Annotated in this window: 21 protein-coding genes; 13 read left to right on the forward strand and 8 right to left on the reverse strand. The window is 73.6% G+C overall.

From position 1 onward, the window contains the following. The first annotated feature begins 354 nt into the window (after nt 1-354). The 4 genes from OG730_RS32175 (at nt 355) to OG730_RS32190 (ending at nt 5704) form a co-directional block, all read left to right on the forward strand. Nucleotides 355-2571: a right-handed parallel beta-helix repeat-containing protein gene (locus tag OG730_RS32175; protein WP_327307517.1), complete on the forward strand. Its 2217-nt coding sequence runs from the start codon at nt 355-357 to the stop codon at nt 2569-2571. 77 nt (nt 2572-2648) lie between these two features. Further along, nucleotides 2649-3488, forward strand: coding sequence for a cupredoxin domain-containing protein (locus OG730_RS32180; RefSeq protein WP_327309515.1), 840 nt, complete (start codon nt 2649-2651; stop codon nt 3486-3488). Between the two features lie 94 nt (nt 3489-3582). Next, the gene (locus tag OG730_RS32185) at nt 3583-5034 is read left to right on the forward strand and encodes a hypothetical protein (RefSeq protein WP_327309516.1); all 1452 of its coding nucleotides are present in this window, start codon (nt 3583-3585) and stop codon (nt 5032-5034) included. Nucleotides 5035-5083: 49 nt separating this feature from the next. Further along, the gene (locus OG730_RS32190; protein WP_327309517.1) at nt 5084-5704 is read left to right on the forward strand and encodes a TetR/AcrR family transcriptional regulator; all 621 of its coding nucleotides are present in this window, start codon (nt 5084-5086) and stop codon (nt 5702-5704) included. A gap of 93 nt (nt 5705-5797) precedes the next feature. Here OG730_RS32190 and OG730_RS32195 read toward each other — a convergent pair whose 3' ends face one another. Further along, on the reverse strand, nt 5798-7162 hold the full coding sequence (locus OG730_RS32195; protein ID WP_327307518.1) for an AMP-binding protein: 1365 nt from the start codon (nt 7160-7162) through the stop codon (nt 5798-5800). Nucleotides 7163-7943: 781 nt separating this feature from the next. Between OG730_RS32195 and OG730_RS32200 the strand changes: the two genes are divergently transcribed. The 4 genes from OG730_RS32200 (at nt 7944) to OG730_RS32215 (ending at nt 14466) form a co-directional block, all read left to right on the forward strand. Next, nucleotides 7944-10286: a molybdopterin oxidoreductase family protein gene (locus tag OG730_RS32200; RefSeq protein WP_327307519.1), complete on the forward strand. Its 2343-nt coding sequence runs from the start codon at nt 7944-7946 to the stop codon at nt 10284-10286. Nucleotides 10287-10359: 73 nt separating this feature from the next. Next, a complete protein-coding gene (locus OG730_RS32205) occupies nt 10360-11841 on the forward strand; it encodes a CitMHS family transporter (RefSeq protein ID WP_327307520.1) in 1482 nt (493 codons plus the stop codon). A 90-nt stretch (nt 11842-11931) separates the two neighbouring features. Beyond that, entirely contained in the window at nt 11932-13344 is a 1413-nt protein-coding gene (locus tag OG730_RS32210; RefSeq protein ID WP_327307521.1) for an aldehyde dehydrogenase family protein, read from the forward strand. A gap of 42 nt (nt 13345-13386) precedes the next feature. Continuing rightward, nucleotides 13387-14466 (forward strand): Zn-dependent alcohol dehydrogenase, encoded by a 1080-nt coding sequence (locus OG730_RS32215; RefSeq protein WP_327307522.1) that lies wholly within the window; start codon nt 13387-13389, stop codon nt 14464-14466. A gap of 234 nt (nt 14467-14700) precedes the next feature. Here OG730_RS32215 and OG730_RS32220 read toward each other — a convergent pair whose 3' ends face one another. Beyond that, nucleotides 14701-15351, reverse strand: coding sequence for a TetR/AcrR family transcriptional regulator (locus tag OG730_RS32220; RefSeq protein ID WP_327307523.1), 651 nt, complete (start codon nt 15349-15351; stop codon nt 14701-14703). Nucleotides 15352-15451: 100 nt separating this feature from the next. Between OG730_RS32220 and OG730_RS32225 the strand changes: the two genes are divergently transcribed. From OG730_RS32225 to OG730_RS32235, 3 genes are all read left to right on the forward strand, one after another. Further along, nucleotides 15452-16603: an acyl-CoA dehydrogenase family protein gene (locus OG730_RS32225; protein WP_327307524.1), complete on the forward strand. Its 1152-nt coding sequence runs from the start codon at nt 15452-15454 to the stop codon at nt 16601-16603. Nucleotides 16604-16730: 127 nt separating this feature from the next. Continuing rightward, the gene (locus tag OG730_RS32230; RefSeq protein ID WP_327307525.1) at nt 16731-17042 is read left to right on the forward strand and encodes a YiaA/YiaB family inner membrane protein; all 312 of its coding nucleotides are present in this window, start codon (nt 16731-16733) and stop codon (nt 17040-17042) included. 63 nt (nt 17043-17105) lie between these two features. After that, a complete protein-coding gene (locus OG730_RS32235; protein WP_327307526.1) occupies nt 17106-17744 on the forward strand; it encodes a TetR/AcrR family transcriptional regulator in 639 nt (212 codons plus the stop codon). Here OG730_RS32235 and OG730_RS32240 read toward each other — a convergent pair. Then, the gene (locus OG730_RS32240) at nt 17735-18196 is read right to left on the reverse strand and encodes a MaoC family dehydratase (RefSeq protein ID WP_327307527.1); all 462 of its coding nucleotides are present in this window, start codon (nt 18194-18196) and stop codon (nt 17735-17737) included. The genes OG730_RS32235 and OG730_RS32240 overlap by 10 nt on opposite strands. Before the next feature lie 146 nt (nt 18197-18342). Between OG730_RS32240 and soxR the strand changes: the two genes are divergently transcribed. Further along, on the forward strand, nt 18343-18789 hold the full coding sequence (soxR, locus tag OG730_RS32245; protein WP_327307528.1) for a redox-sensitive transcriptional activator SoxR: 447 nt from the start codon (nt 18343-18345) through the stop codon (nt 18787-18789). Here soxR and OG730_RS32250 read toward each other — a convergent pair. The 5 genes from OG730_RS32250 to OG730_RS32270 form a co-directional block, all read right to left on the reverse strand. Further along, nucleotides 18767-19618 (reverse strand): 3-keto-5-aminohexanoate cleavage protein, encoded by an 852-nt coding sequence (locus tag OG730_RS32250; RefSeq protein WP_327307529.1) that lies wholly within the window; start codon nt 19616-19618, stop codon nt 18767-18769. The genes soxR and OG730_RS32250 overlap by 23 nt on opposite strands. Before the next feature lie 41 nt (nt 19619-19659). Then, the gene (locus tag OG730_RS32255; RefSeq protein WP_327307530.1) at nt 19660-20325 is read right to left on the reverse strand and encodes a hypothetical protein; all 666 of its coding nucleotides are present in this window, start codon (nt 20323-20325) and stop codon (nt 19660-19662) included. Between the two features lie 152 nt (nt 20326-20477). After that, entirely contained in the window at nt 20478-21884 is a 1407-nt protein-coding gene (locus OG730_RS32260) for a serine-threonine protein kinase (RefSeq protein WP_327307531.1), read from the reverse strand. Nucleotides 21885-21951: 67 nt separating this feature from the next. Beyond that, nucleotides 21952-23253: an exo-beta-N-acetylmuramidase NamZ family protein gene (locus OG730_RS32265; protein WP_327307532.1), complete on the reverse strand. Its 1302-nt coding sequence runs from the start codon at nt 23251-23253 to the stop codon at nt 21952-21954. Between the two features lie 141 nt (nt 23254-23394). Then, on the reverse strand, nt 23395-24618 hold the full coding sequence (locus OG730_RS32270; protein ID WP_327307533.1) for an RNA-guided endonuclease InsQ/TnpB family protein: 1224 nt from the start codon (nt 24616-24618) through the stop codon (nt 23395-23397). 143 nt (nt 24619-24761) lie between these two features. Here OG730_RS32270 and OG730_RS32275 point away from each other — a divergent pair, with 143 nt between their 5' ends. Continuing rightward, nucleotides 24762-25526 carry an SDR family oxidoreductase gene (locus OG730_RS32275; protein WP_327307534.1) on the forward strand — a complete coding sequence of 255 codons (765 nt, stop codon included), beginning with the start codon at nt 24762-24764 and terminating at the stop codon, nt 25524-25526. The last annotated feature ends 92 nt before the right edge of the window (nt 25527-25618 follow it).

Here is a 25618-nt window from a genome sequence, read left to right on the forward strand (position 1 = left end):
GCGGGTAGGCGTCGGATGGGCCGGGCGGGCGTCGGATGGGTCCAGGGGGAGTCGGCAGGGCCCGGATGGGCTCGGGTGGGAGTCGGGCAGGCCGGGGCAGGCGTCGGGCAGGCGTCGGTCAGGCTCGGGCGGGGGTCGGGCAGGGGGGCGGACGCGCCCGGGCAGGCGTCGGCGTGGCGGGTAGGGCGGGCCCGGGAGGCGTCGGCTCGGCAGGCGGGGCGGTGGCCAGGGTCGTGGCCGGGGCGGCGGCCGGAGGGGGGTCCGGGGCGGGCCCGGGTCACGACTTGGCCCGTCCGGGGCCTATTCCTGCGCGAGGGGATCCCAAAAGGTGAACATTCCTCTACTCTCACGCGCATGTCGTGGACCCGCAGGTTTCCTGCCGTGCCGGCGGCGTTCCTCGCCGCCCTCCTAGCGCTTCTGTCACTCCTCGTCGCCGCGCCCGCCGCGACCGCGCACGAGGAGCGCCCCGTCGAGCTCCCCGACGGCACCGGCTCCGTACCCGCCTACCGCACGGGCGAGCCCGACCTGATCGTCTGCAAGACCGACCGGCCCGCCTTCGAGCGCCGGATATCCGCCTTCCCGGACGCCCTCAGGCAGCGCAACCTCGCCCTCTACGAGCGCTGCGAGAAGAACGGCTTCCGCGACCTCCAGGCGGCGGTCGACGCCGTGGACCGCCCGGGCATGAACATCGCGATCCTCCCCGGCCTCTACGAGGAGGAGCCCTCGCTCCCCAAGCCCACCGGGGAGTGCGCCTCGCTCAAGGCCCCCAACTCCTCGCTCGGCTACCAGATCCTGACCTACGAGCAGCAGGTGGCCTGCCGCCACAACCAGAACCTGGTCGCCATCCTCGGCAAGACCGACCTCCAGATCGAAGGCACCGGGGCCTCCCGCCAGGACGTGGTCATCGACGCCAAGTACCAGAAGCTGAACGGGATCCGCGCGGACAAGTCCAACGGCATCTACTTCCGCAACTTCACCGCCCAGCGCACCACCTTCAACTCGCTCTACGTCCTAGCGGGCGACGGCTTCGTCATCGACGACGTGCTGACCCGCTGGAACGACGAGTACGGCTTCCTGACCTTCGCCAGCGACCACGGCCTGTACAAGAACTGCGAGTCCTACGGCAACGGCGACTCCGGCATCTACCCCGGCAGCGCCTCGAACATCAACGACGGCCGCGGCTACGACGTCCCCCGCTACTCCATCGAGATCACCGGCTGCCGCAGCCACCACAACATGGTCGGCTACTCCGGCACCGCGGGCGACTCCGTGTACGTGCACGACAACGAGTTCGACCAGAACATGGGCGGCGCCTCGATGGACAGCGCCTTCCCCGGCCACCCCGGACTCCCGCAGAACCACGCCCGCTTCGAACGCAACCTGATCCACGACAACAACGCCGACTACTACCACTACGTCGCGGACGGCACCTGCGCCAAACCGCCCGTCGAGCGCGGCTACGAGCAGGGCGTCGTCTGCCCGCAGATCTCCATGCCCCCGGGCACCGGCATCATCACCGCGGGCGGCAACTGGAACCTGTACGAGAACAACTGGGTGTACGGGCACCAGCGCGCGGGCTTCTTCCTCTCGGCCGTGCCCGCCTTCATCCGCGGCGAGGAGGAGCTGTCCAAGCAGGCCGACACCTCCCACCACAACCGCTACGCCGGCAACATCCTGGGCAAGGACAAGTCCGGGGCCTCCCGCCCCAACGGCATGGACGTGTGGTGGGACGGCCAGGGCCGGGGCAACTGCTGGCAGCAGGGCCCGGACGGCTCCACCCCGGGCACGCTCCCGCAGTGCGGCGAGCGCCGCGGCGCGGTCTCCGGCGCCTCGGCCCGGCTGGCCGGTGAACCGGTGAAGCTGGCCCAGCTCCTGGTCTGCGCCGACTACAGCGTGCAGGCGCGCAAACTCCCGGCCGGCTGCGACTGGTACGGCTCCCGGGGCCTCCAGCGGGTGGAGACCCAGCTCGCCCTCGCCGTCGCGGCGGTCCTCCTCCTGGTCGGCGGCCTCCTGTGGTGGCGCCGCCTGCGCGGCTCCCGCCTGGCCGGGGTGGCGGCCCTGCTCGGCCTCGCGGGCCTGACCCTGGACGTGGCCGGCTCCACGATGGGCCTGGTCGGCACCTTCGTCCCGGCGCTGGCCCTGCTCTGCCTCGGCCTGTGGTGGACCGGCACCGGACTCGCCCTGCGCCCCACCCGGCCCTGGCTGGCCCGCCTGACCCTGCTGCTCGGCGCCCTCACCCTCCTCGACGCCTTCGACAAGGCCGTCCTGATGGTCCCGTGGATCCCGCTCAGCCCCGCCTGGATCCGGTCCCTCGTCGCGGTGGTCTGGGTCCTCTGGGCCGTCATCGCCGCCGCCCGCCCGGGCGGCACGCCGGCCCGCCCGGCAGGCCCGGGCGGCGACCCGGCGGGCGACCGGGTCCCCGTCCCGGCAGGCCCGGCCCCGACCCGCACCGCGGAAGCCGAATCCGAGGGCGGAGCCGGAGCCGAGGTTGGCACCAAGCCCAGCACCGGCACCGGCACCAGCACCGGCACCGGTGCGGAGCGGGGCGCCGCCGGGGGAGACCGGCCGTGACGGGGCACCCGGGCGGAGACCGCCCCGAACGCCGGACCTGGTGCGACGTGTGCGGAACGCCGCCCCGCCGGTCCACCCTGTCCCGCCGGACGGGCCGCGCGGCGGCTCTGCTCGCCCTGGCCCTGCTCCTGGCGGGCGGCGCGGCGACGGGCTGTGGGGGGCGGGCCACCACCCACCACAAGCCCGGCACGACCCACGAGCAGGCCTCCGGGAAGGCGGGCACCCTGCTCAGCGCCGACGACGGCGCGGGCCACCGGCTCCGCGAGGTCCCGGCCGAGGGCGCGCCGGAGGTCCGCCTCACCGCCCGGCCGGACTCCGAGGACGGCTGGAACCTCCAACTGGCGGTGACGAACTTCCACTTCACCCCCGACAGCACCGGCGGCGCCGCCCTCCCGGGTGCCGGCCACGCGCACCTGGAGCTGGACGGCCGCAAACTGGCGCGCCTGTACGGCCCGTGGTTCCACCTGCCCGCCGCGCAGGTGCCGGAGGGCACGCACACCCTGACCGTCCGCCTCTACGCGGACGACCACACGGCCTGGGCGGTGGCGGGCAAGCCGGTCGAAGCGACCCTCCAACTCGCCGCCGCGTCCGGCCAGTCCACCCACACCCACACCCCGGCCGCACCGCCCTCCATGACCCCGGAGGCGGAGCGGGCCGACCGCACGGTGACCATCACCGTGCGGGACGGCAAGGTGAGCCCGGTCCCGGGCCGGGTGGAGGTGACCCGCGGCGAACGCGTGGCCCTACGGGTCACCAGCGACCGCGCGGACACCCTGCACGTCCACGGCTTCGACAAGGAACTCGCCCTGCCGGCAGGCCAGGAGGCCACCCTGATCCTGACGGCCGACCGCACGGGCCTCTTCGAGGTCGAGACCCACGAGTCCGACCTCGTCCTGACCCAGCTCCTCGTCCGATGACCCCATCACCTCCCCTCCCGGTGGTCCGGTGGTGACCGGGTGCGGGCCGCAGGGCCTCCCGGGCGCGGTGCCCGGTGGCGGCTCCGGCCAGGGCGTGGTCCTTCACCCGGCCGACCCGCTCACCGTGCTCGCGCACGGCATCGGATCGCAGCACGATCTGCCGATCTCGCCGTTCTACGCCTTCGCCGGCGCCTTCACCGCGCTCTTCCTCTCCTTCCTCGCGCTGGGTCTCCTCTGGTCCACCTCCCGCTTCCGCGGCGACCGTTCGGGCCTGGCCCTGCCCGCCGGGCTCCAGCGGGTGGCCGACGCGCCGGCCACCCGCAACGCCCTGCGCGGGCTCGGCCTCGCGGCCGCGCTCGCCGTCCTCCTGTACCTCCTCCTCGGCCCCGACGACCCCGCCCGCAACCCCGCACCCGGCGCCGTCTACGTCCTGCTCTGGGTCGGACTGGTTCCCGCCTCCCTCCTGTTCGGTCCCGTCTGGCGCCTCCTCAACCCGCTCCGCACCTCGCACCGGCTGGCCGCCCGGCTGTCGGGGAGGCTCCGGACGGCCCGTGCAGCCCGTGCGACCCGTCCGGCATCCGCGGTCGCCGCCGCCCAGGCCGCCGCAGCAGCCGCCACGCACTCCTCCCGGAGCCCGCACCCCCCGGCACGGCACCTCGCCGCGGTGCCGGATCCCTCCAGCCCGGAGCCCCGACCGCACCGTCCGCTCCCCGCCCGGCTCGGGCAATGGCCGGCCGCCGCCGGCCTCTTCGCCTTCACCTGGCTCGAACTCGTCTCTCCCGATCCCGCTTCCACCACCACCCTCCTCGTCGCCCTGACCGGCTATGCCGCGCTCCAGCTCCTGTTCGCCGCCCGCTACGGCGAAGGCTGGTTCGCCGACGGAGACGCCTTCGAGGCGTATTCCGCCCTCCTCGCCCGGCTCTCCCCCCTCGGCCGTCGCAGCGACGGCCGCCTGGTCCTCCGTAACCCCTTCCACGGACTCGACGCGACGCCCGAGCGGCCCGGACTCGTCGCCACCGTCTGCGTCCTGCTCGGATCCACCGCCTACGACGGCTTCTCCGACAACCCCTCGTGGATCAACGCGATCCAGACCTCCCCCCTCGGCCGCACCGCGGCGGCCACCCTCGGACTGCTCGGAGCCATCGCGCTCGTCGCCGTCCTCTACTGCCTCTGCGCGGCGGTCACCCGCCTCGTCTGCGGCCCGCACCCCGGCCCGCTGACCGCCTTCGCGCACTCACTCGTACCGATCGCCCTCGGTTATCTCGTCGCCCACTACTTCTCCCTCCTCGTCACCGAAGGACCACGCACAGTAATCATGGCAGTGGGCACTGACAACGCCCCCGAACCCAGGTCCCCCTTGGGTCCTGGCGGCCTCGCGGCCCTCCAGGTGATCGCCGTCGTGACCGGCCACGTACTCGGAGTGATCGCCGCGCACGACCGCTCCGTACGCCTCTTCCCGCCCGCGAAAGCCGTCGCCGGGCAACTGCCGCTGCTCGCGCTGATGATCACGTACACGGTGGGAGGCCTCAGCCTGCTGCTGAACTGAGACGGCCGAACCGGTACCGCCGCCGACCCGTGAACCCAGGAGCGGCATGATGGACCCCGTGCCCCCAGCCCACCCCCTGCGCCGGACGCCGATCCAGCAGCGCAGCGCCGACCGCCTCGCCCGGATCCTCGACGCCTGTGCGGAACTCCTCGACGAGACCGGCTACGAGAACCTCAGCACCCGGGCCGTGGCCCTGCGGGCCGGCGTGCCGATCGGCTCGGTCTACCGGTTCTTCGGCAACAAGCGGGCCATGGCCATCGCCCTGGCCCACCGCAACCTCGACCGGTACGCCGACGGCATCGAGCAGCGGCTCGCGGAGCTCCCGGACGCCGACTGGCGCCCGGTCGTCGACGCCGTGCTGGACGAGTACCTGGTCATGAAGCGCAGCGTGCCCGGCTTCGCCCTCGTCGACTTCGGGGTGCCGGCGCCGCCGTCCGAGGGGCCCGCGTCCGACCCCAACCACCTGGTCGCCGTACGCCTCACCGAGCTGCTCGGCGCCCATCTCGCCCTCACCCCGGACCCCACTCTGGAGCGGGCCGTCCTGGTCGCGGTCGAGGCCACCGACGCCCTGATCCAGCTCGCCTTCCGCAACGACCCGGCCGGCGACCCCGACATCGTCGCCGAAACCCGCGCGATGATGCACGCCTACCTCGCACGCGTCCTGGACTGACCGGGCGCAGCAGGCGGAGGGGGCGGAGCGGGCGGAGGGGGCGCGTCCGGCCATCGCGGCGGCCTCCCGTGCCCCCGAGGCCGCCGTTTCATCTCATCGTGCGGAGCTCCCGACGCGACCGGTCACCACCAGGTTGCCGTCCGCCGTGCGCCGGGCGAGGACGCCGGTGCGCAGGTAGCCGTCGGGGGTGAAGGCGCGCGCGTTGAGGCCGGGCGAGCGGTAGTAGCCGCGCGCGGTGTAGGGGCCGCGGGCCAGGAGTTCGCCCGGTTCCCCGTCGGGGACCTGCTCGCCGTCGGCGTCGACGACGCAGATCTGATCGTCGGGGGAGAGCGGCCGGCCCTGCGTGGTGAGCACGGTCTCGTCCGGATCGCCGGGCCGGGTGAGGGTGAGGAAGCCCTCGTCCGTACCGAAGGCCTGCTGGAGGCGACAGCCCCACTCGGATCCCACCCGTTCGGCGGTCGCGCGGTCCAGGGGCGTGGTGCTGCCGCCGATCTGTACGAGACGCAGGCTGCTCACGTCCGCCTGGACCTCGGGACGCGCGTCGAGCCAGAGCCGGGCGGTGTCCGCGGTCAGCGCGGCGACGGTGACCCGCTCGCGCTCGACGGCCGCCAGGCGGGCGGCGGGCTCCGGGTCCTCGACCAGGACGATGGTGCCGCCGACGGTCAGCGTGCCGATGATGCCGGGGCCGCCGAAGGCGAGGTTGAGGTCGCCGGGCAGCGCGGCGAGGTACACGTCCTCCTGGGTGAGCGACACCAGTTCGGCCGCGGCCCGCGCCTGGTAGGCGTAGTCGTTGTGGGTGCGCGGCACCAGCTTGGGAGCCTCGCCGGCGCCGCCCGCGAGCAGGAAGAACGCCACCTGCCCGGCGCTGAGCGCGAGCGCCGGCTCGGGCGGCGAGTCGAGGGAGTGCAGCGGGAAGTAGTGGCAGCCCGAGGTGTCGGTCGTGAAACCGCCGTACGGGTCCGAGGCGCCCGGCGCCTCGAAGGTGAACACCCGGCGCAGGAAGGGGCCTTGGGTCGCGATGTCGGCGGCCATCGCCGTGTGGTCGAAGCCCCGGTACGTCGCGGGGCCGATGTAGCCGGTGGCCTCGGAGACCTGGACGACGTGGGACACCTCGGGCGCGCGGTGCGAGATCGGGCAGAGCACCGGGACCGCGCCGGCGCGCATCAGGGCGAACACGGTGACGACGAGTTCCGGGATGTCGGGCAGCTGCACGATGACCCGTTGCCCGGGCCGCAGGCCGCGCAGCCGGAACCCGGCGGCCATCCGGCCCACCCGGCGGTTCAGGGCCGCGTACGTCATGCGGGTGTCGCCGTGGGCGAGCGCGGTCCGCGGCCCGAACTGCACGGCCCAGCCGCGCAGCAGGTTGTCCAGCGTGTTGCCCCGCCAGTGGCCGGACGCCCAGTAGTAGTCGACGAATTCCTCGGGCCAGGGCGTACAGCCGTCGAGCATGGATGTCATTCGGCAATCCAATCCGTCCCCATCCCCAGGGGCAATGTGCTTTCCCGACCAAGGGTGCTGAATTGCGTCAGCAGAAGGACCAATGAGGGCCTCTGACCTGGGGTAACGGTCTATGTATGCGGTGGCGGGCGCGAATGCGGGGGCCTGCGGCGCGGGTATGAACGGCCCGGTCGGCTGCTTGCCGAGGTGCCCAAGCGGTGGCGTTTCTTCTGCCCGTCGGCTCGCGCCGTTCTCCGGGCGGAATGGGCGTGGCTCCGGGGCGGCTCCGGCCGAATCGGAGCGGCTCCGGGGCCCGGGCCGCATCGGCGTGGCTCCGAGCGGCTCCGGGCCGAATCGGCGCAGCTCCGGGCGAACGGGACCCGGCTCGCGGCTCCGCCCGGCCCCGGCCGCTTCGGCGGCGCCCGCTGACACCCCGGCGGTGCCGGCCGATACCCCGGCTGGCCCTGGCCGACACCTCGGCCGCCACGCTGACATCCCGGCGGTGCCCGCCGACACTCCGGCCGCCCCTGGCCAACTCCGGCGGATCCCGCCAACTCCGGCGGACCGCGCCAACTCCGGCGGACCCCGCCAACCCCGGCCACCCCGCCTCGCCCCGGCCGGCCCGGGCCGCCTCGTCCCGGCCGGCCCCCGCGGCGCCAACCCCGACCCGGACGCCCCCCGCCCCCGGATTCCGTAGGGCGTGGACCCTCCCCACCGTGCCTACCGGTCGGTATGCTCGGTGCCGCTCGTGGGGGCCCGGTGCCCGTGCCCCGTGCCGCAGCCCGCTGCCCCTGGAGGGCCCATGCCCCGCACCGCCCTGCGCATCTGCCCGCTCTGTGAAGCCACTTGCGGCCTTACGCTCACCATCGAAGGCACCACTGTCACCGGGGCCAGAGGGGACCGCGACGACGTGTTCAGCCGCGGCTTCATCTGCCCCAAGGGCGCCGCCTTCGGTGGCCTCGACGCCGATCCCGACCGGCTGCGGACCCCCCTCGTGCGCCGCGACGGCCGGCTCCGCGAGGCCACCTGGGAGGAGGCCTTCCAGGCCATCGCCGACGCGGTCCCCGCGCTCGTACGGACGTACGGGCCCCAGTCCGTCGGCGTCGTCCTCGGCAACCCGAACGTCCACACCATGGCGGGCCAGCTCTACCCCCCGCTGCTGCTCAAGGCCCTCGGCACCCGCAACCTCTTCACCGCCAGCACCCTCGACCAGATGCCCAAGCACGTCTCCAGCGGGCTGCTCTTCGGGGATCCCTTCGCGATCCCCGTCCCGGACCTGGACCGCACCGACTTCCTCCTGCTCCTCGGGGCGAACCCGGTCGAGTCCAACGGCTCCCTGTGCACCGCACCCGACTTCCCCGGGCGGCTCAAGGCGCTGCGCGCACGGGGCGGCACCCTCGTCGTCGTCGACCCGCGCCGCACCCGCACCGCCAAACTCGCCGACCGCCACCTCGCACCGCGCCCCGGCAGCGACGCGCTGCTGCTCGCGGCCCTGGCCCACACCCTGCTCGCCGAGGAGCTGGCCGATCCGGGCGTACTCGCGGAACACACGCAGGGAATCGGGGAACTCGGCGAAGCGCTCGTCAGTTTCACTCCCGAGGCCGTCGCACCCGCCTGCGACCTCACGGCCGAAGAGATCCGCGACCTCGCCCGCGACCTCGCGGCCGCGCCGACCGCCGCCGTCTACGGGCGGATCGGCAGCTGCACCGTGGAGTACGGCACGCTCGCCAGCTGGCTGGTCGACGTGCTGAACGTCCTGACCGGCAATCTCGACCGGCCGGGCGGAGCCCTGTTCCCGCTGTCCGCGACCGACCGCGCACCCCGGCCGGCCGGACCCGGCAAGGGCTTCGGCCTCGGCCGCTGGCACAGCCGGGTCAGCGGTCACCCCGAGGCCAAGGCCGAGTTCCCGCTGTCCGCCCTGGCGGAGGAGATCGACACCCCGGGGGAGGGGCGGATCCGGGCCCTCGTCTCCATCGCGGCGAACCCCGTACTGTCCGCCCCCGACGGCCGGCGCCTCGACGCGGCCCTGGCCGGGCTCGACTTCATGGTCAGCGTCGACCCGTACCTCAACGAGACCTCACGCCACGCCCACGTGGTGCTGCCCCCGCCGCCGCCCTCGCAGAGCGCTCACTTCGACTTCTCCTTCAACACCTTCGCCATCCGCAACCAGGTCCGCTATTCGCCGCCCGCCGTCCCGCTCGAAGACGGGCGCATGGACGAGTGCGAGATCCAGGCCCGTCTCGTGCTCGCCGTCTCCGGCATGCACGGAACCGACCCGGTCGCCGTGGACGACCTGGCCATCGGGGCCACCCTCGCCAGGGAGTGCGCCGACCCGGCCTCGCCCCTGCGCGGCCAGGATCCGGCACGCCTCGCCGGGCTGCTCGCGGGCGGCAGCGGCCCCGAGCGCCGCCTCGACCTGATGCTCCGACTGGGACCCTACGGAGACCAGTTCGCCGCGCCCGCGGACCTGCCCGGGAGCGCCGCTACGGGAACCGGCGCGGGCGCGCCCGACGGCGCGGCGGGCCCGGGCCCCGCCCCGTCCCCTGCCGCCCCCACATCCCCCACACCCCCCGGCGCCCCGGGCGGACTCGGGCTGGAGCGGCTGCGCGCGCACCCGCACGGAATCGACCTGGGCCCGCTGCGGCCCAGGCTCCCCGGCCTGCTCAGGACGCGCAGCGGCAGCATCGAGCTGCTGCCGGACCCGATCGCGGCCGAACTCCCCAGGCTGCGCGGGACGCTGGCCGAGCGCCCCGCCGCCCTGGTGCTCGTGGGCCGCCGCCACCTGCGGTCCAACAACAGCTGGATGCACAACGTCCCGGCCCTCGCCGGAGGTTCCAACCGCTGCACCCTCCAGGTCCACCCGGACGACGCCGCCCGGCTCGGCCTCACCGACGGACGCCCGGTCCGGATCACCGCCGACGGGGGCAGCCTGGAGGTTCCGGTGGAGGTCACCGACACCCTGCGTACCGGAGTCGTGAGCCTCCCGCACGGCTGGGGCCACGACCGCCCCGGCACCCGCCTGTCCGTGGCCTCGGCCACGCCCGGAGTCAACGTCAACCAGCTCCTCGACGGCAGCCGACTCGACCCGCTCTCCGGCACGGCCGTGCTCAACGGTTTCCCCGTCGAACTGACACCCATCCCCTGAGCTGGGGTTTTGCTCGTATTGCTCACGCGTGGACATCTTGTTGGCCCCAGGAGGAGGCACCTAGGTTCCCCCCATGCTGACCTTCCTCGGCTTCGCCATGATCGCCACCTTCCTGGTCCTGATCATGCTGAAGAAAATGTCGCCCATCGCGGCGCTCGTCCTCATCCCCGCGCTGTTCTGCGTGTTCGCCGGCCAGGGCGCGCAGCTCGGCGGCTACGTCATCGACGGGGTCGGCAAGCTCGCGCCGACCGCCGCCATGCTGATGTTCGCCATCGTCTACTTCGGCGTGATGATCGACGTCGGCCTCTTCGACCCGATCGTCCGCGGCATCCTGCGCTTCTGCAGGGCCGACCCGATGCGCGTCGTCGTCGGCACCGCCGTCCTCGCCGCCATCGTCTCGCTCGACGGCGACGGCTCGACCACCTTCATGATCACCGTCTCGGCGATGTACCCGCTCTACAAGCGCCTCGGGATGAGCCTGGTCGTCATGACCGGCGTCGCGGCCACCGCCAACGGCGTCATGAACACCCTGCCCTGGGGCGGCCCCACCGCCCGCGCCGCGACCGCGCTCAAGCTCGACGCCGGCGACATCTTCGCACCGATGATCCCCGCGCTCGCGGTGGGCCTGCTCTTCGTCTTCGGCCTGGCCTACGTCCTCGGCCTCAAGGAACGCCGCCGCCTCGGCCTGCTGACCCTCCCCACCGACACCGAGCGGTCGGTGGAGCCGGCCGGGGAAATCCTGGTCGCGGCAGGTACGGGCCCGGCCGCCGCCGGGAGCACGGGTACCGGCTCCACCGGCTCCGCCTCGTCCGGCTCCGCCCCGTCCGGCTCCGCCGGGGGCACCGGATCCGCCGGAGACGCCGACCACGCCGCGGAAGCCGTCCCCGCCGGGGACCCCGCCGGGGACGACGGCTTCCAGGGCCTCGACCCGCACCGCCCGACCCTGCGTCCCCGCCTCTACTGGTTCAACGCGGGCCTCACCGTCGCCCTGCTCACCGCCATGATCATGGAACTGCTCCCGATCCCGGTGCTCTTCCTCCTCGGCGCGGCCCTCGCCCTCACCGTGAACTTCCCCCACATGCCCGACCAGAAGGCCAGGATCGCCGCCCACGCGGACAACGTCCTGAACGTCGCCGGGATGGTCTTCGCCGCCGCCGTCTTCACCGGAGTCCTCACCGGTACCGGCATGGTCAAGCACATGGCCGACTGGCTCGTCGGCGCCATTCCCGAGGGCATGGGTCCGCACATGGCCCTGGTCACCGGCCTGCTCAGCCTCCCCCTCACCTACTTCATGTCCAACGACGGCTTCTACTTCGGCGTCCTGCCGGTCCTCGCCGAGGCAGGCGCCGCCCACGGGGTCTCCCCGCTCGAAATCGCCCGCGCCTCCCTGGTCGGGCAGGCCCTGCACATGTCGAGCCCGCTCGTTCCGGCCGTCTACGTCCTCGTGGGCATGGCCAAGGTCGAGTTCGGCGACCACACCCGGTTCACCGTGAAGTGGGCGGCCCTGACCTCCCTGGTGGTCCTGGCGGCAGGAATGCTTTTCGGCATCATCTGACCCCCGCCGCCCCTGGCGCACATAAAACTACCGACGCTAGTTTGTAGGGTGTCGGCGACGTCAGGTTCGCGCGTGCTCGGGAGGAATGCCATGAAGGCCCATGACGGGATGTACATCGGCGGCGAGTGGCGGGCCGCCCTCGGGCAGGGCCGCATCGAGGTCCTCAACCCGGCCGACGAGAGGCCCATCGCCTCGGTCCCGGCCGGTACGGCCGAGGACGTGGACGCGGCCGTACGAGCGGCCCGCGCGGCCTTCCCGGCCTGGGCGGCCACGGCTCCGGCCGAGCGGGCCGCCCTCATCGGGGCCCTGCGCGACGTACTGGTCGCCCGCAAGGGGGAGATGGCCGAGACCATCACCGCCGAGCTGGGCTCGCCGCTGGGGTTCTCGGAGATGGTCCACGTCGGGGCGCCGATCGCCGTGGCCTCCTCCTACGCCGAGCTCGGGGCCTCGTACGCCTTCGAGGAGCGGATCGGGAACTCGACCGTGCTGCTGGAGCCGGTCGGCGTCGTCGGGGCGATCACCCCCTGGAACTACCCGCTGCACCAGATCGTTGCCAAGGTGGCACCCGCTCTCGCCGCAGGCTGCACCATCGTCCTCAAGCCCGCCGAGGACACCCCGCTGACCGCGCAGCTCTTCGCCGAAGCCGTGCACGAGGCGGGGATCCCCGCCGGGGTCTTCAACCTGGTGACCGGCACCGGCCCGGTCACCGGGCAGGCGCTGGCCGCGCACGAGGGAGTCGACCTCGTCTCCTTCACCGGATCCACCGCCGTCGGCAAGCAGATCGGCGCCACGGCCGGCGCCGCCGTCAAGCGGGTCGCCCTGGAACTGGGTGGCAAATCGGCCAATGTCATCCTCCCCGGCGCCGACCTCGCCAAGGCCGTCGCCGCGGGCGTGGGCCACGTCATGAACAACGCCGGCCAGAGCTGCAACGCGCTCACCCGCATGCTCGTCCACCGGGACGAGTACGAGGAGGCGGTTTCCCTCGCGGCCGCCGCCGCGGCCAAGTACGCCTCCGGCGACCCCCTCGCCCCGGGCACCCGCCTCGGCCCGGTCGTCAGCGCCAAGCAGCGCGACCGCGTCCGGGGGTTCATCACCAAGGGCGTGGAGGAGGGCGCGCGCCTCGTCGCGGGCGGGCCCGAGGCGCCGCACGAGCAGGGGTACTTCATCGCCCCGACCGTTTTCGCCGACGTCACGCCCGGGATGACCATCGCCCAGGAGGAGATCTTCGGCCCGGTGCTGTCGATCCTGTCCTACGAGGACCAGGACGAGGCCCTGGCCATCGCGAACGGCACCGACTACGGGCTGGGCGGGGCCGTCTGGGCGGCGGACGAGGAGACTGCCGTGGCCTTCGCGCGCCTGATGGACACCGGCCAGGTGGACATCAACGGGGGCCGCTTCAACCCGCTCGCGCCCTTCGGCGGGTACAAGAAGTCGGGCGTGGGACGCGAGCTGGGCCCGCACGGCCTCGCCGAGTACCTCCAGACCAAGTCCCTTCAGTTCTAGGACGACCCAGCCCACCCCCTCGTACACACGGAGACGACGATCATGGTCCGCGCCGCCATCCTGCCCGCCGTCGGAGCACCCCTGGAGATACGGGACATCGTCCTGCCCGAACCAGGCCCCGGCCAGGTCCGGGTGCGGCTCGCCGCCGCCGGGGTCTGCCACTCCGACCTCTCCCTCACCAACGGCACCATGCGGGTCCCCGTACCCGCCGTCCTAGGCCACGAGGGCGCGGGCACGGTCCTCGCCGTCGGCGAAGGGGTCACCCATGTCGCGCCCGGCGACGGGGTGGTGCTCAACTGGGCCCCGTCCTGCGGGCAGTGCCACCACTGCTCGATCGGCGAGGTCTGGCTCTGCGCCAAGGCCCTCACCGGGGTCGGGGCGGTGTACGCCCACGACGCCCTGGGCGCCGAGCTGCACCCCGGGCTGAACGTGGCCGCCTTCGCCGAGGAGACGGTCGTCTCGGCCAACTGCGTCCTGCCCGCCCCGGCCGGTATCCCGCTCGCCGAGGCCGCACTGCTCGGCTGCGCGGTCCTGACCGGCTACGGAGCCGTCCACCACAGCGCCCAGGTCCGCCCCGGCGAGTCGGTGGCCGTCTTCGGGGTCGGCGGCGTCGGTCTGGCGGCCCTCCAGGCGGCCCGGATCGCGATGGCGGGCCCGATCGTGGCCGTGGACGTCTCCCCGGACAAGGAGGAGCTGGCCCGGGCGGCCGGGGCCACCGAGTTCCTGCTCGCGTCCGAGACCACCGCCAAGGAGATCCGCGCACTCACGGGCGGCCACGGCGCGGACGTCGCCGTCGAGTGCGCCGGCCGGGCCGCGAGCATCCGGGCGGCCTGGGAGTCCACCCGGCGCGGCGGCCGTACGACGGTGGTCGGCATCGGGGGCAAGGAGCAGCAGGTCACCTTCAACGCCCTGGAGATCTTCCACTTCGCCCGCACCCTCACCGGCTGCGTCTACGGCAACAGCGACCCCGCCCGCGACCTCCCGGTGATCGCCGCCCACGTCCGCGCGGGCCGCCTCGACCTCGGCGCCCTCGTCACCGACCGCATCACCCTCGACGGCATCCCGGCGGCCTTCGATGCGATGCTGGCGGGCAAGGGCGGCCGTTCGCTGGTGATCTTCTAGCGGCCGCCCGGCCCGCCCGGCCCGTCGGGTCGGCCCGCCCGGCCCGTCGGGTCGGCCCGCCCGGCCCGTCGGGCCGGCCCGCCCGGCCCGTCGGGCCGACCCGGCCGACCCGTCGGGCCGACCCGGCCGTCCGACCCGTCCGTCCGGGAGGCCCGCCGACCGCGGGCCTCCCACCGGGCGGTCTCCGCCGGGCGGCCTCCGTCAGGTCGCCGTCCCGTCAGCTTCGGGATCCCGTCAGGCGGTGGTCTCCCGCAGCGCCGCGTACTGGAGGGCCAGGCCGTCCAGCAGCGCCGCGAGGCCCGTTTCGAAGGCGCCCTCGTCCACCTCCCGCTGGCGCTCCGCCAGCAGGTGGGCCTGGCCCAGGTGCGGATAATCCGACGGGTCGTATGCCGTCTCGTCGTCCACGAAACCCCGGGCGAAGGAACCCACCGCCGAGCCGAGGATGAAGTACCGCATCAGGGCGCCGATCCGGGTCGCCTGCGCCGGCGGCCAGCCGGCCGCGGTCATCGCCCCGAAGACAGCGTCCGCCACCCGCAGTCCGGCCGGCCTGCGGCCCGGTCCGCGCGCCAGCACCGGAACGATGTTCGGATGGTCGGACAGGGCGGCCCGGTACGAGTGCGCCCAGTCGCGCAGCGCGACCTGCCATTCCCGGCCGTCCCCGGCCTCGAACATCGACAGGTCTACCCGTGCGCTCACCGCGTCCGCGACCGCGTCCAGGATCTCGTCCTTCGTGCGGAAGTGGTTGTACAGCGACGGCCCGCTGACGCCCAGCGCCGCCGCCAGCCGCCGCGTCGAGACGGCCTCCAGCCCCTCGCCGTCCACCAGGACGCCCGCCGCCTCGACGATGAGCGATCTGCTGAGGAGGGGCTTGCGCGGTCTGGCCATGCGCCACATAGTAAGGCCTGCCGCAATTAAACTAGCGCTGGTAATTAACGGCCGATCCCCTTCCTTCCCGTCCCGTTTCGTCCCCACCCGGAGGTGCCCGGTGAACCTGGAGCTCAGCGAGGAGCAGTCCGCGGTCCGTGATCTCGCCCGCGCGTTCACCGAGCGAGAGATCGCCCCGTACGCGGCCGAGTGGGACCGCGCCGAGAGCGTGGACCGGGCCATCGTGAAGAAGCTCGGCTCCGTCGGCTTCCTCGGCCTGACCGTCCCCGAGGAGTACGGCGGCTCCGGAGGGGACCACCTCTCCTACGTCCTGGTCACGGAAGAACTCGGCCGCGGGGACTCCGCCGTGCGCGGCATCGTCTCCGTCTCCCTGGGGCTGGTCGCCAAGACCGTCGCCGCCTGGGGGAGCGAGGAGCAGAAGCGCGACTGGCTGCCGCGCCTGTGCTCCGGCGAAGCCCTCGGCTGCTTCGGGCTCACCGAGCCCGGCACCGGCTCCGACGCCGCCGCCCTCACCACCCGCGCCCGGCGCGAGGGCGACGCCTACGTGATCAGCGGCAGCAAGATGTTCATCACCAACGGCACCTGGGCCGACGTGGTCCTCCTCTTCGCCCGCACGAACGAGGACCCCGGTCACCGCGGGATCTCCGCGTTCCTCGTGCCCGCCGACGCCCCCGGCCTGACCCGCCGCGAGATCCACGGCAAGCTGGGCCTGCGCGGCCAGGCCACCGCCGAGCTCGTGCTCGACGGCGTGCGCGTGCCCGCCTCCGCGATGCTCGGCCCCGAGGGGAAGGGCTTCTCCGTCGCCATGTCGGCCCTCGCGAAGGGCCGGATGTCCGTCGCCGCGGGCTGTGTCGGCATCGCCCAGGCCGCACTGGACGCGGCCGTCTCCTACGCGGCCCAGCGCGAGCAGTTCGGCAAGCCGATCGCGCACCACCAGCTGGTCCAGGAGCTGATCGCCGACATCTCCGTCGACGTGGACGCGGCCCGGCTGCTGACCTGGCGGGTCGCCGATCTGATCGACCGGGGACGGCCCTTCGCCACCGAGTCCTCCACCGCCAAGCTCTTCGCTTCCGAGGCCGCCGTCCGCGCCGCGAGCAACGCCCTCCAGGTGCACGGCGGTTACGGCTACATCGACGAGTACCCGGCCGGCAAGCTGCTGCGCGACGCCCGCGTGATGACCCTGTACGAGGGCACCAGCCAGATCCAGAAGCTCCTCATCGGCCGTGCCCGCACCGGGGTTTCGGCTTTCTGAGGCCCTGACGTTTCTGAGGCCCCGACGATTTTGAGGCCCCGACATTTCTGAGGCCCCGACGTCTCTGAGTACGTACGTGAGTACGCGCGCGGATGTGCCGGCGCCCGGCCCGCACGAAGCTGGACCCATGAACGAGACACAGGTCAAGCAGCAGAACACCGGGGCCTACTACGGCCAGGCCGTCGCCTCCTTCGGCGTCGCCATCGGCGCGGTCTCCCTGGGGATCTACAACATGGAGGCCGACGGCTGGGTCCGCGCCTTCCTGGGCATCGCGGTCCTCTACCTCACCACCTCGGCCTTCACCCTCGCCAAGGTGATCCGCGACCGCCAGGAGGTCACCCAGATCGTCAGCCGGGTCGACCAGGCCCGGATGGAGAAGATCATGACGAGCTACGACCCCTTCGCCCCTCCGAAGCAGCCTGCTCCGCAGGATCGCTAAGCGCTTGCTCACCCTCCGGTAAGGTGTTGTTCATTCCTACGGGCCGAAGAGGGTGGGCGAGCGATGGACAGCGTGGAGGAGATCGGCGGCTACCGGCCGTGGTCGGAGGTCACCCCCGACGCCGCGCGGCGGCTGCTCGTCGCCGCCGTGGAGGCCTTCGCGGAGCGCGGGTACCACGCCACCACCACGCGGGACATCGCGGGGCGGGCCGGCATGAGCCCGGCCGCGCTCTACATCCACTACAAGACCAAGGAAGAGCTGCTCCACCGGATCAGCCGGATCGGCCACGACAAGGCCCTGGAGATCCTGGACGCCGCGGCCTCCGGGCCCGGCAGCGCCGCCGAGCGGCTCGACGCGGCCGTACGGTCCTTTGTGCGGTGGCACGCGGCCCATCACACCACCGCGCGCGTGGTCCAGTACGAGCTCGATGCTCTCGCTCCGGAGCACCGCTCCGAGATCGTGGCCCTGCGCCGGCGGAGCGACGCGGCGATCCGCCGCATCCTCGCCGACGGCGTCGAGACCGGGGAGTTCTTCGTCCCCGACGTCCCCGGCACCACCCTCGCCGTGCTGTCGCTCTGCATCGACGTCGCCCGCTGGTTCAGCGCGGACGGCAGTCGCACGCCCGACGAGGTCGGCGCGCTCTACGCCGGTCTCGTGCTCCGCATGGTGGGCGCGGGCGGACCGCGAGCGGGTCAGAAGTAGTAGCGCGACACCGACTGCGCCACGCACACGGGCTTCTCGCCTCCCTCGCGCTCGACGGTCACGGTGGCCGACACCTGGACGCCGCCGCCCGCCTCCACGACCTCGGTGATCAGCGCGGTCGCCCGGAGCCGCGAACCCACCGGCACCGGCGCGGGGAAACGCACCTTGTCGACCCCGTAGTTGATGCCCATCCGCATGCCCTCGACCCGCATGATCTGCGGCACCAGGCTCGGCAGCAGCGACAGCGTGAGGTAGCCGTGCGCGATCGTGGAACCGAAGGGTCCGGACGCCGCCCGCTCCGGGTCCACGTGGATCCACTGGTGGTCCCCGGTGGCGTCCGCGAAGAGGTCGATCCGCTTCTGGTCCACCTCCAGCCAGTCGCTCGGGCCGAGCGGTGCGCCGATCCCGGCGGTGAGCTCCTCGGCGGACGTGAAGATCCTCGGCTCGGACATACCCGTACCTCTCCCTGGCGAATAAGCGCTTGCTCAGCATGCTGGGGCCGTCATGGATCTGTCAACGACTGTCAGCGACTGTCGGTGCCGCCCCCGGCCCCGAACCCCGGCCCCGAATCCCGGCCCGGCCGATTACCCTCGGCGGTGTGCCGCAGATTCCCGAGAAGGTCCACGAACTCACCGTCGGCCAGCTGTCCGCCCGCAGCGGCGCGGCCGTCTCCGCCCTGCACTTCTACGAGGCCAAGGGCCTGATCAGTAGCAGCCGCACCTCCGGAAACCAGCGCCGCTACACCCGTGACGCGCTGCGCCGCGTGGCGTTCGTGCGGGCCGCCCAGCGCGTCGGCATCCCGCTCGCCAGCATCCGCGACGCACTCGCCCAGCTCCCCGAAGGCCGCACCCCCAACCGCGAGGACTGGGCCCGTCTTTCCGAGAGCTGGCGCGCCGAGCTCGATCACCGCATAGCCCAACTCAGCCGCCTGCGCGACCATTTGACCGACTGCATCGGCTGCGGATGCCTGTCGCTGGAGAACTGCGCGCTCTCCAACCCGGACGACGTCTTCGGTGAACGCCTCACCGGTTCCCGGCTGTTGTGACCTCCCTGGCGCGGGCCGCCGCCGCGACCAGCTCGGCGTTCGACCGCGCCATCCGCCCGTCCGGCAGGTGCAGCACGTCTCCTACGCCGATCCGCGCCCCGGTGCCGTACCGCGCGGCCAGCCGCACCGCGGGCCAGGCCGCCGCCTCCCGCCCGAACAGCAGCACCGGCACCGGCGGCAGCCGGCGCAGCAGCTCGGCGACCGGACCCGGGCCGGCGGAGCCCAGCTCGGCGACGAGCCGGACCCGCGCGGGATCCCGTACCGGCCAGCCGAGGAACCGCGCGGGCGGGCCGGGATCCCCGCCCACCGGGACCTCCGCGTCCACCGCCACCCCGCGCTCCAGCAGCGCCTCGGCGAGTTCCCGGGCTCCCGGCTCCGCGAACCGCACCACCGCCCGGTCGGGCAGCACCGTCCAGCTCCGCACCCGCGCCAGCCGCCCGGCCTGATCCGGCTCGGACCCCACGCTCACGGCCACGCTCACGGCCACACTCACGGGCACGCTCGCGGCCGCCCCCATGGCCGTGCCCACGGCCGTGCCCACGGCCGCTGAGGCCGCCGGCCCGCCGCCGGGCCCGGTACCGCCCGGCATCCGGGGCCCGCCTCCGAGCCCCGCCTCGCGCAGGGCCACCAGCAGCGGTCCGACCACCCGGGGCGAGAGGCTCTCGCGCCCGCACGGGGTGCGTGCGTGGACCAGCACCTCCCCGGCTCCGGCGGCCACCGCCGCCAGCGCGGCCTCCACCAGATCCTCGGGGCTCATGGGGACGGCCGCCCCGTCGGCGGCGCCCCGGGACCCGTTCAGCGACACCACCAGCGTCGGCACCGCTCCCACCGCGGCTCCGCCTCCCACTCCCGCCCCGCCTCCCACCCGGCTCACGCCGCCCCCGCCAGATCGGCCCCCCGCAGCGCCGTTTGCGCGAGCGCCGGTCTGGGCACCACGATTCCGCAGCCCGCGCACACCGGCCCGTCCCACGCCCATCCGGTGCCGGCCGGGCCGGCCGGCCCGCCGCCACCGCCGGCCGTGGCAGGACCCGACGCCCGTGCCGCGGCCTTCGCTGCCACCGCCGGAGGCACCCGCACCGGCCAGTGCAACTCCCGCGCCCCGCACACCGGACAGCCCGTCCCCGGCTCCGATTCCAGCGCCTCCACCAGCCGTCTCAACACCTCTCCCAGCGCCCCCTGCGGCCGTACGCCCGGATCGGCGCACCGCACCACCGCGTCCCCGCTGCCGCTCCAGGCCCACTCGGGCCGCCGCAGCCCGTCGTGCTTCTCGCGCCGCCGGCGCGCCGCGAACTGCCGTTCGTACGCCAGCCAGACCGCCCGCGCCTCCTCCAGCTCCTCCAGCGCGGCCACCAGCCGCGAGGGGTCCGCGGCCCGGTCCTCGGGGCCGATCCCGTGCCGGTCGCACAGGTGCCACCACGTCGCGCGGTGTCCGTACGGGGCGAACCGCTCCAGGCAGCGGCGCAGCGAATGGCGCCGCAGGGCCCTGTCGTTGCGCGTGTCCCGCACCTGATGGGCCAGACTCCGGAATCCCGCCATCACACCTTCACCTCCGCCGAGCGCCCAGCACCGGGCGCCGTGCCCGCCGCGCTGTGTTCCCCACAGGACCGGCGCCGTGTGCCCAACATGCCCGGCCTGGTGCGGGCGCATGCGGGGGCGGTCGAGGCGTACGGGTGGCACATGGCCGGAACTCAGCGCCCCATGCGCCCCGCGGCCACCACCAGCCGGGCCAGCTCCTCGTGGCAGATGTCGCTGTGCGCCCCCGAGGGGGCCCCGCCGCGCCGGACCACTGAGCCCGCGTCCACGCTCACGCAGCCCGTCGCGGGCAGGCCGCCCCGCAGCGCCGCGTCCAGGGTCAGCCGGGGGGTTCCCGGCACCCCGCGCACCCCGTCGTGCCCGATCGCGCCCCACCGCTCGTCGAAACCGAGCAGACCGGCCGAATCGCCGGCCATCCGGGAGGCCAGCGGATAGAACACCTTGAGGGAGGAGTCGTAGGGGGAGTGGCAGGCCGTGAGCGGCCCGTCGATCCTGTCCTGCAGTCCGCGCAGGGCGCCCCCGCGTCCCCGGTCGTGCGGCAGGCTGTCGGCGAACGCGTAGTGGGAGAAGGCCCCTTGGAGGACGGTCAGGGACTTCACGTTCCGCGCCCCGGACGGCAGCCCGCGCAGCGCGAAGGAGACCACCCGGCCGCCGAAGCTGTGGCCGATGAGGTGCACCCGCAGGGCCGGGCGGCGGCCGGCCAGCTCCGCCAGCAGCGGCCCGAGGCCGTGCTCGCCGACCACCCCGGCCCGGGCCTTCATCTGGTAGTACGTGGCCTGGCGCAGCACCTCCTTGGCACCGTTCCACAGCGTCCGCGCCCCGCCGGCCGAGGAGTCGGGGGAGTCCCCGGAGTCCCCGGGGAGCGTGGCGCCCGCCTCGGCCAGGGCCTCGGTGAACTCCCGGCACACCCGCAGGACGTCCCCACTGAGGAAGTCCGGAACCTCGCGCGGGGCGAAGGCCGCCGCGAGATCGTCGCCCGTGCCCACTCCGTCCACGCCGGCCAGCTCCCGTACGAGCGCGCCGAACTCGGTGAAGCCGCCGTCGTGCGTGGGCCGCTCCTCCAGCAGCTCGGCGATCCGGTCCAGCTCCGCCGCCCGGCCGGGCCAGAACGCGCCGAGGGCCCGCCGGGTCACCGGATCCAGGGCCGTACCGTGGCCCGGCTCACCGGCGATCCCCGCACCCGGGGCCCCGTCCCCGTCCCCGGCGCCGCCCACGGCTCCACGGGCGTCGAAGTCGGGTATCGGCTCGTCCGAGAACCGGATCGAGGGCCACACCACCCCCACGTACCCCAGCCGCACCCCGGTCCCCACCAGATCCGCGAAGGGGGCGTAGAACCGGTCGAAGAGCCGGATCGCGGTGGACCGGTCGGAGTTCCATCCGTGGGCGAAGACCAGCAGGTCCGTGGCCTCGATCCCGAAGATCGCCTCCCGCGCGCCCGGGCCCGCGTCGCCCTGCGCGTCGAAGGTCAGCTCCACGTACGGCCGGGCCCCGATCCCCGCCGCCGTCCCCGTAGCCGCCGCGGGCACCACCCCGCCGATGTGCACCATGACGTCCCCCTCCACGCCGTGTCCCTGTTCCGCAGCATCCTGCGGAACAGGCCGCCCGGCCAGCCCCCGCGCACCAGCCGGTTCACGGATACAGCAGGTACTCCTCCCGCACCGCCGCGAACCGCGCCAGCCCGGCCGCCCAGTCGCCCGCGACCTCCTCCACGCCCGCCCCCGCGTCCACCATCCGCCGGACCCGGTCCGAGCCCGTCAGCCGGTCGATCCACTGGTCGGAACGCCACGCGAAGCCGCTCCACACCCGCCGCGCGGTGACGAGCAGCCCGATCCCGGCCCTTACCGGATCGAAGGCCTCCCGGTCGTGGACGAGCAGCCGGACGCCGCCGCAGGTCTTCCCGGCGTACTTGGAGAAGGAAGGCGTGAAATAGGCCTCCCGGAACCAGACCCCGGGCAGCTCCAGCGCGTTCGCCGCCTCGGCCCACCGCCGGTCCACGCCCTCCGCGCCGACCAGCTCGAAGGGGGTGGTGGTACCGCGCCCCTCCGACAGGTTCGTCCCCTCGAACAGACAGGTCCCGGCGTACGCGAGGGCCGTGCCCGGTGTCGGCATGTTCGGGCTCGGCGGTACCCAGGGCAGCCCCGTCTCCTCGAAGAAGGACTCCCGCCGCCAGCCGGCCATCCGCACCACCTCCAGCCGCGGGGCGGCGCCGGCTCCCCGCAGGAACTCGCCCGCGAAGAGCCCGGCCAGCTCGCCCGCCGTCATCCCGTGCGCCAGCGCGATCGGCTCCCGGCCCACGAAGCTCGCGTACGGGCGCTGCAGGACGGGCCCGGCCGCCCGCCGGGCGCCGACCGGGTTGGGGCGGTCCAGCACCACCACCGCCTTGCCGGCGAGGGCGGCCGCGCGCATGCAGTCGTAGAGGGTCCAGATGTAGGTGTAGAAGCGGGCGCCGACGTCCTGGATGTCGAAGACGACCGTGTCGACTCCGGCCGCCGTGAAGACGTCCGCGAGCCGCTGCCCGCTCTTGTCGTACGTGTCGTATACGGGCAGCCCGGTCGCCGGATCCCGCCCGGCCCCCTCCGAACCGCCCGCCTGGGCCGTGCCCCGGAAGCCGTGCTCGGGGCCGAACACCGCGACCAGGTCGAAGTGTCCGTCGGCGGCGTCCGCGTGCAGGGCGTCGACCAGATGGCGGGCGTCCGCGGTGATCCCCGTCGGGTTGGTGACCACCCCGACCCGCTGCCCGGCCAGTACGGCGTACCCGTCCGCGGCGAGCCCCTCGAACCCGGTCCGCACCCGGCCGCCGGGCGCGCCCGGCACCTGCGTTCCCGGCACCTGCGCGTCCGGCACCTGCGTTCCCGGGGCTCCCGCCCCCAGGGCGCCCGCGGCGCCCGCCGCTCCGGCCAGACCCAGCAACCCGCGTCGCGACAGCGTCATCGCGCCAAAGTAGGGCTCCGCACCCTTCCGCCCGGACATACCGACTGGTTAGTCTGCCCGTGATCCGGTAGGCGTCAGCACGCCGTGCAGACGCCAAGGCACCACCAGACACGAAGGGCGGACCCTTGAATCCTCCCCGCCTTAAAGGGCGGGGATTCCTGGCTCACGTTGGCTGTGGACCTGCGGTCCGTCAGCTCTTACACGATCGGCACCAGCCGGGTTGAGACCAGCCCGGACCAGCATCACGTGTGCGGAGTTCTTGTCCCTGGGGGACACGGCTCCGCACGCGGTGCAGGTGTAGGTACGTTCTGAGAGAGGTAGTGCGTGCTTGGTTCTCGCTCCGCACTGTGCGCAATCCATAGTGGTGTGCGCGGGGTGGACAAGGTGCACGATGCGCCTGTGCTTGCGGGCCATGGCGATCAGCTCACGCTTGGTCGCGGAGATCGCGGCGTCGGCGGCCTTGCGGGCCATGGTGGATTTGGCGAGGAAGCGCGGCCGGAAGTCCTCCACCGCGAGGGCATCGTGGTCACGGACGACGGTCTTGGCCCACTTGCGGCCGGTGTCCTGGCGTTGTCGGGCCACCTTCTTGTGCAGCTTCGCCATCAGCTTCCTCGCCGCCCGGTAGCCCCTCGAACCAGGCTTGCCCTTCACGGGTTTCCGTCGGGCCATCATCCGCTGATAATGCGCGAGCCCGGCGGCGGCCTTCTTCCCGTGCTCGGCGTGCGGGAGATCGTGGGCGTCGCTGGTGGTGGTCGCGGTCTCTTTCAAGCCCCAGTCGATCCCGATCACCGCACCCGTCTCAGGAAGCGGCTGGGCTTCGGCGGGGACGACGAAGGAGGCGTACCAGTGGCCGAGGCCGTCGCGGTAGATCCGCACGGAGGACGGGTCCGCCGGGAGTTCGCGGGACCAGACCACGGTCAGGATGAGGCCGCCCGCGAGGTGCAGGCGGCCGTCCTTGATCCGGAAGCCGCGCCGGGTGTAGTTGAGTGTCGGGGCGGCCTTGGCCTTCTTCTTGTACTTGGGCATTCCCGCCCGCTGCCGCATCGGCAGCCGGGCCTTGATGTCCTTCAAGGCTTTGGCGCGGGACTTCCCGAAGTCGCGTACCAGCTGCTGTTGCGGAACGCTGCTGCCGTCGCCCAACCAGGTGTTGCGGCTGCGGGCTTCGGCCAGCATCTTGTCCAGCCGGGCCGGACCACACTTCTCGTCCTCGGCCTGGGCCTTCTTCGACCGAGCGGCGCATTCGTTCCAGACCCACCGGCACCGGTCCCACTCACCCAACAGCTTGGCGAGCGCGGTCGACGAAACGCGAAGCCGGTAGGTGAACCGGGCATGCCCGGTTTCTTCCGTCTCCTGAGATGTCGCCATGCGGTCAACCTAACCGAGCCCACTGACAACGCCAGAAAGCGCAGGTCACCACAGATGCGAAGAGAACTCCGGTCCTCCGCGCCCACGATGGCGGAACCCATGCCTCCCCGGGCTGAAGCCCGGGGCATCCTGGGAGGGATGAGGTGAACGCGTTCCAGGACCAGCGAGTCGTCGTCACCGGCGCGGGCGGCGGCATCGGCGCCGCCCTCGCCCACCGCTTCGCCGCCGAGGGGGCGACCGTCGCGGTCAACGACCTCGACCCCGCCAAGGCCGCCTCGGTCGCGGAGGCGATCGGCGCCCGCGCCGTCGCGGTGCCCGGCGACGCCTCCGCCGTGGCCGCGCGGGCGCGCGAGGCGCTCGGCGGCACCGTGGACGTCTACTGCGCCAACGCGGGCCTCGCCTCCGGCGGCGACGCCTTCGCCGACGAGGCCGTCTGGGAGGCGGCCTGGGACACCAACGTCATGGCCCACGTGCGCGCCGCCCGGCTGCTGCTGCCCGACTGGCTGGAGCGCGGGAGCGGCCGCTTCGTGTCCACCGTCTCGGCCGCCGGTCTGCTGACCATGATCGGAGCGGCCCCGTACAGTGTCACCAAGCACGGCGCGCTCGCCTTCGCGGAATGGCTCTCGCTGACCTACCGCCACCGCGGGCTCCAGGTCCACGCCATCTGCCCGCAGGGGGTCCGGACCGACATGCTCACCGCGGCCGGATCGGCGGGCGAGCTGGTCCTCGCGCCGACCGCGATCACACCGGAAGCGGTCGCGGACGCCCTGTTCGACGGCATGGAGAAGGGCCGGTTCTTGATCCTCCCGCACCCCGAGGTCGCGGACTTCCACGTGTCCCGGGCCACCGACCCGGACCGCTGGCTGAGCGGCATGAACCACCTCCAGCGCAAGTGGGAGACCCGGTGACCGCGGACACCACGCCCCCGGCAGGCACCACGCCCCCGGCAGGTACCACGCCCCCGGCAGGTACCACGCCCCCGGCGGACACCACGCCCCCG

Origin of the sequence: Streptomyces sp. NBC_01298, from assembly GCF_035978755.1 — a bacterium.
GTDB lineage: Bacteria > Actinomycetota > Actinomycetes > Streptomycetales > Streptomycetaceae > Streptomyces.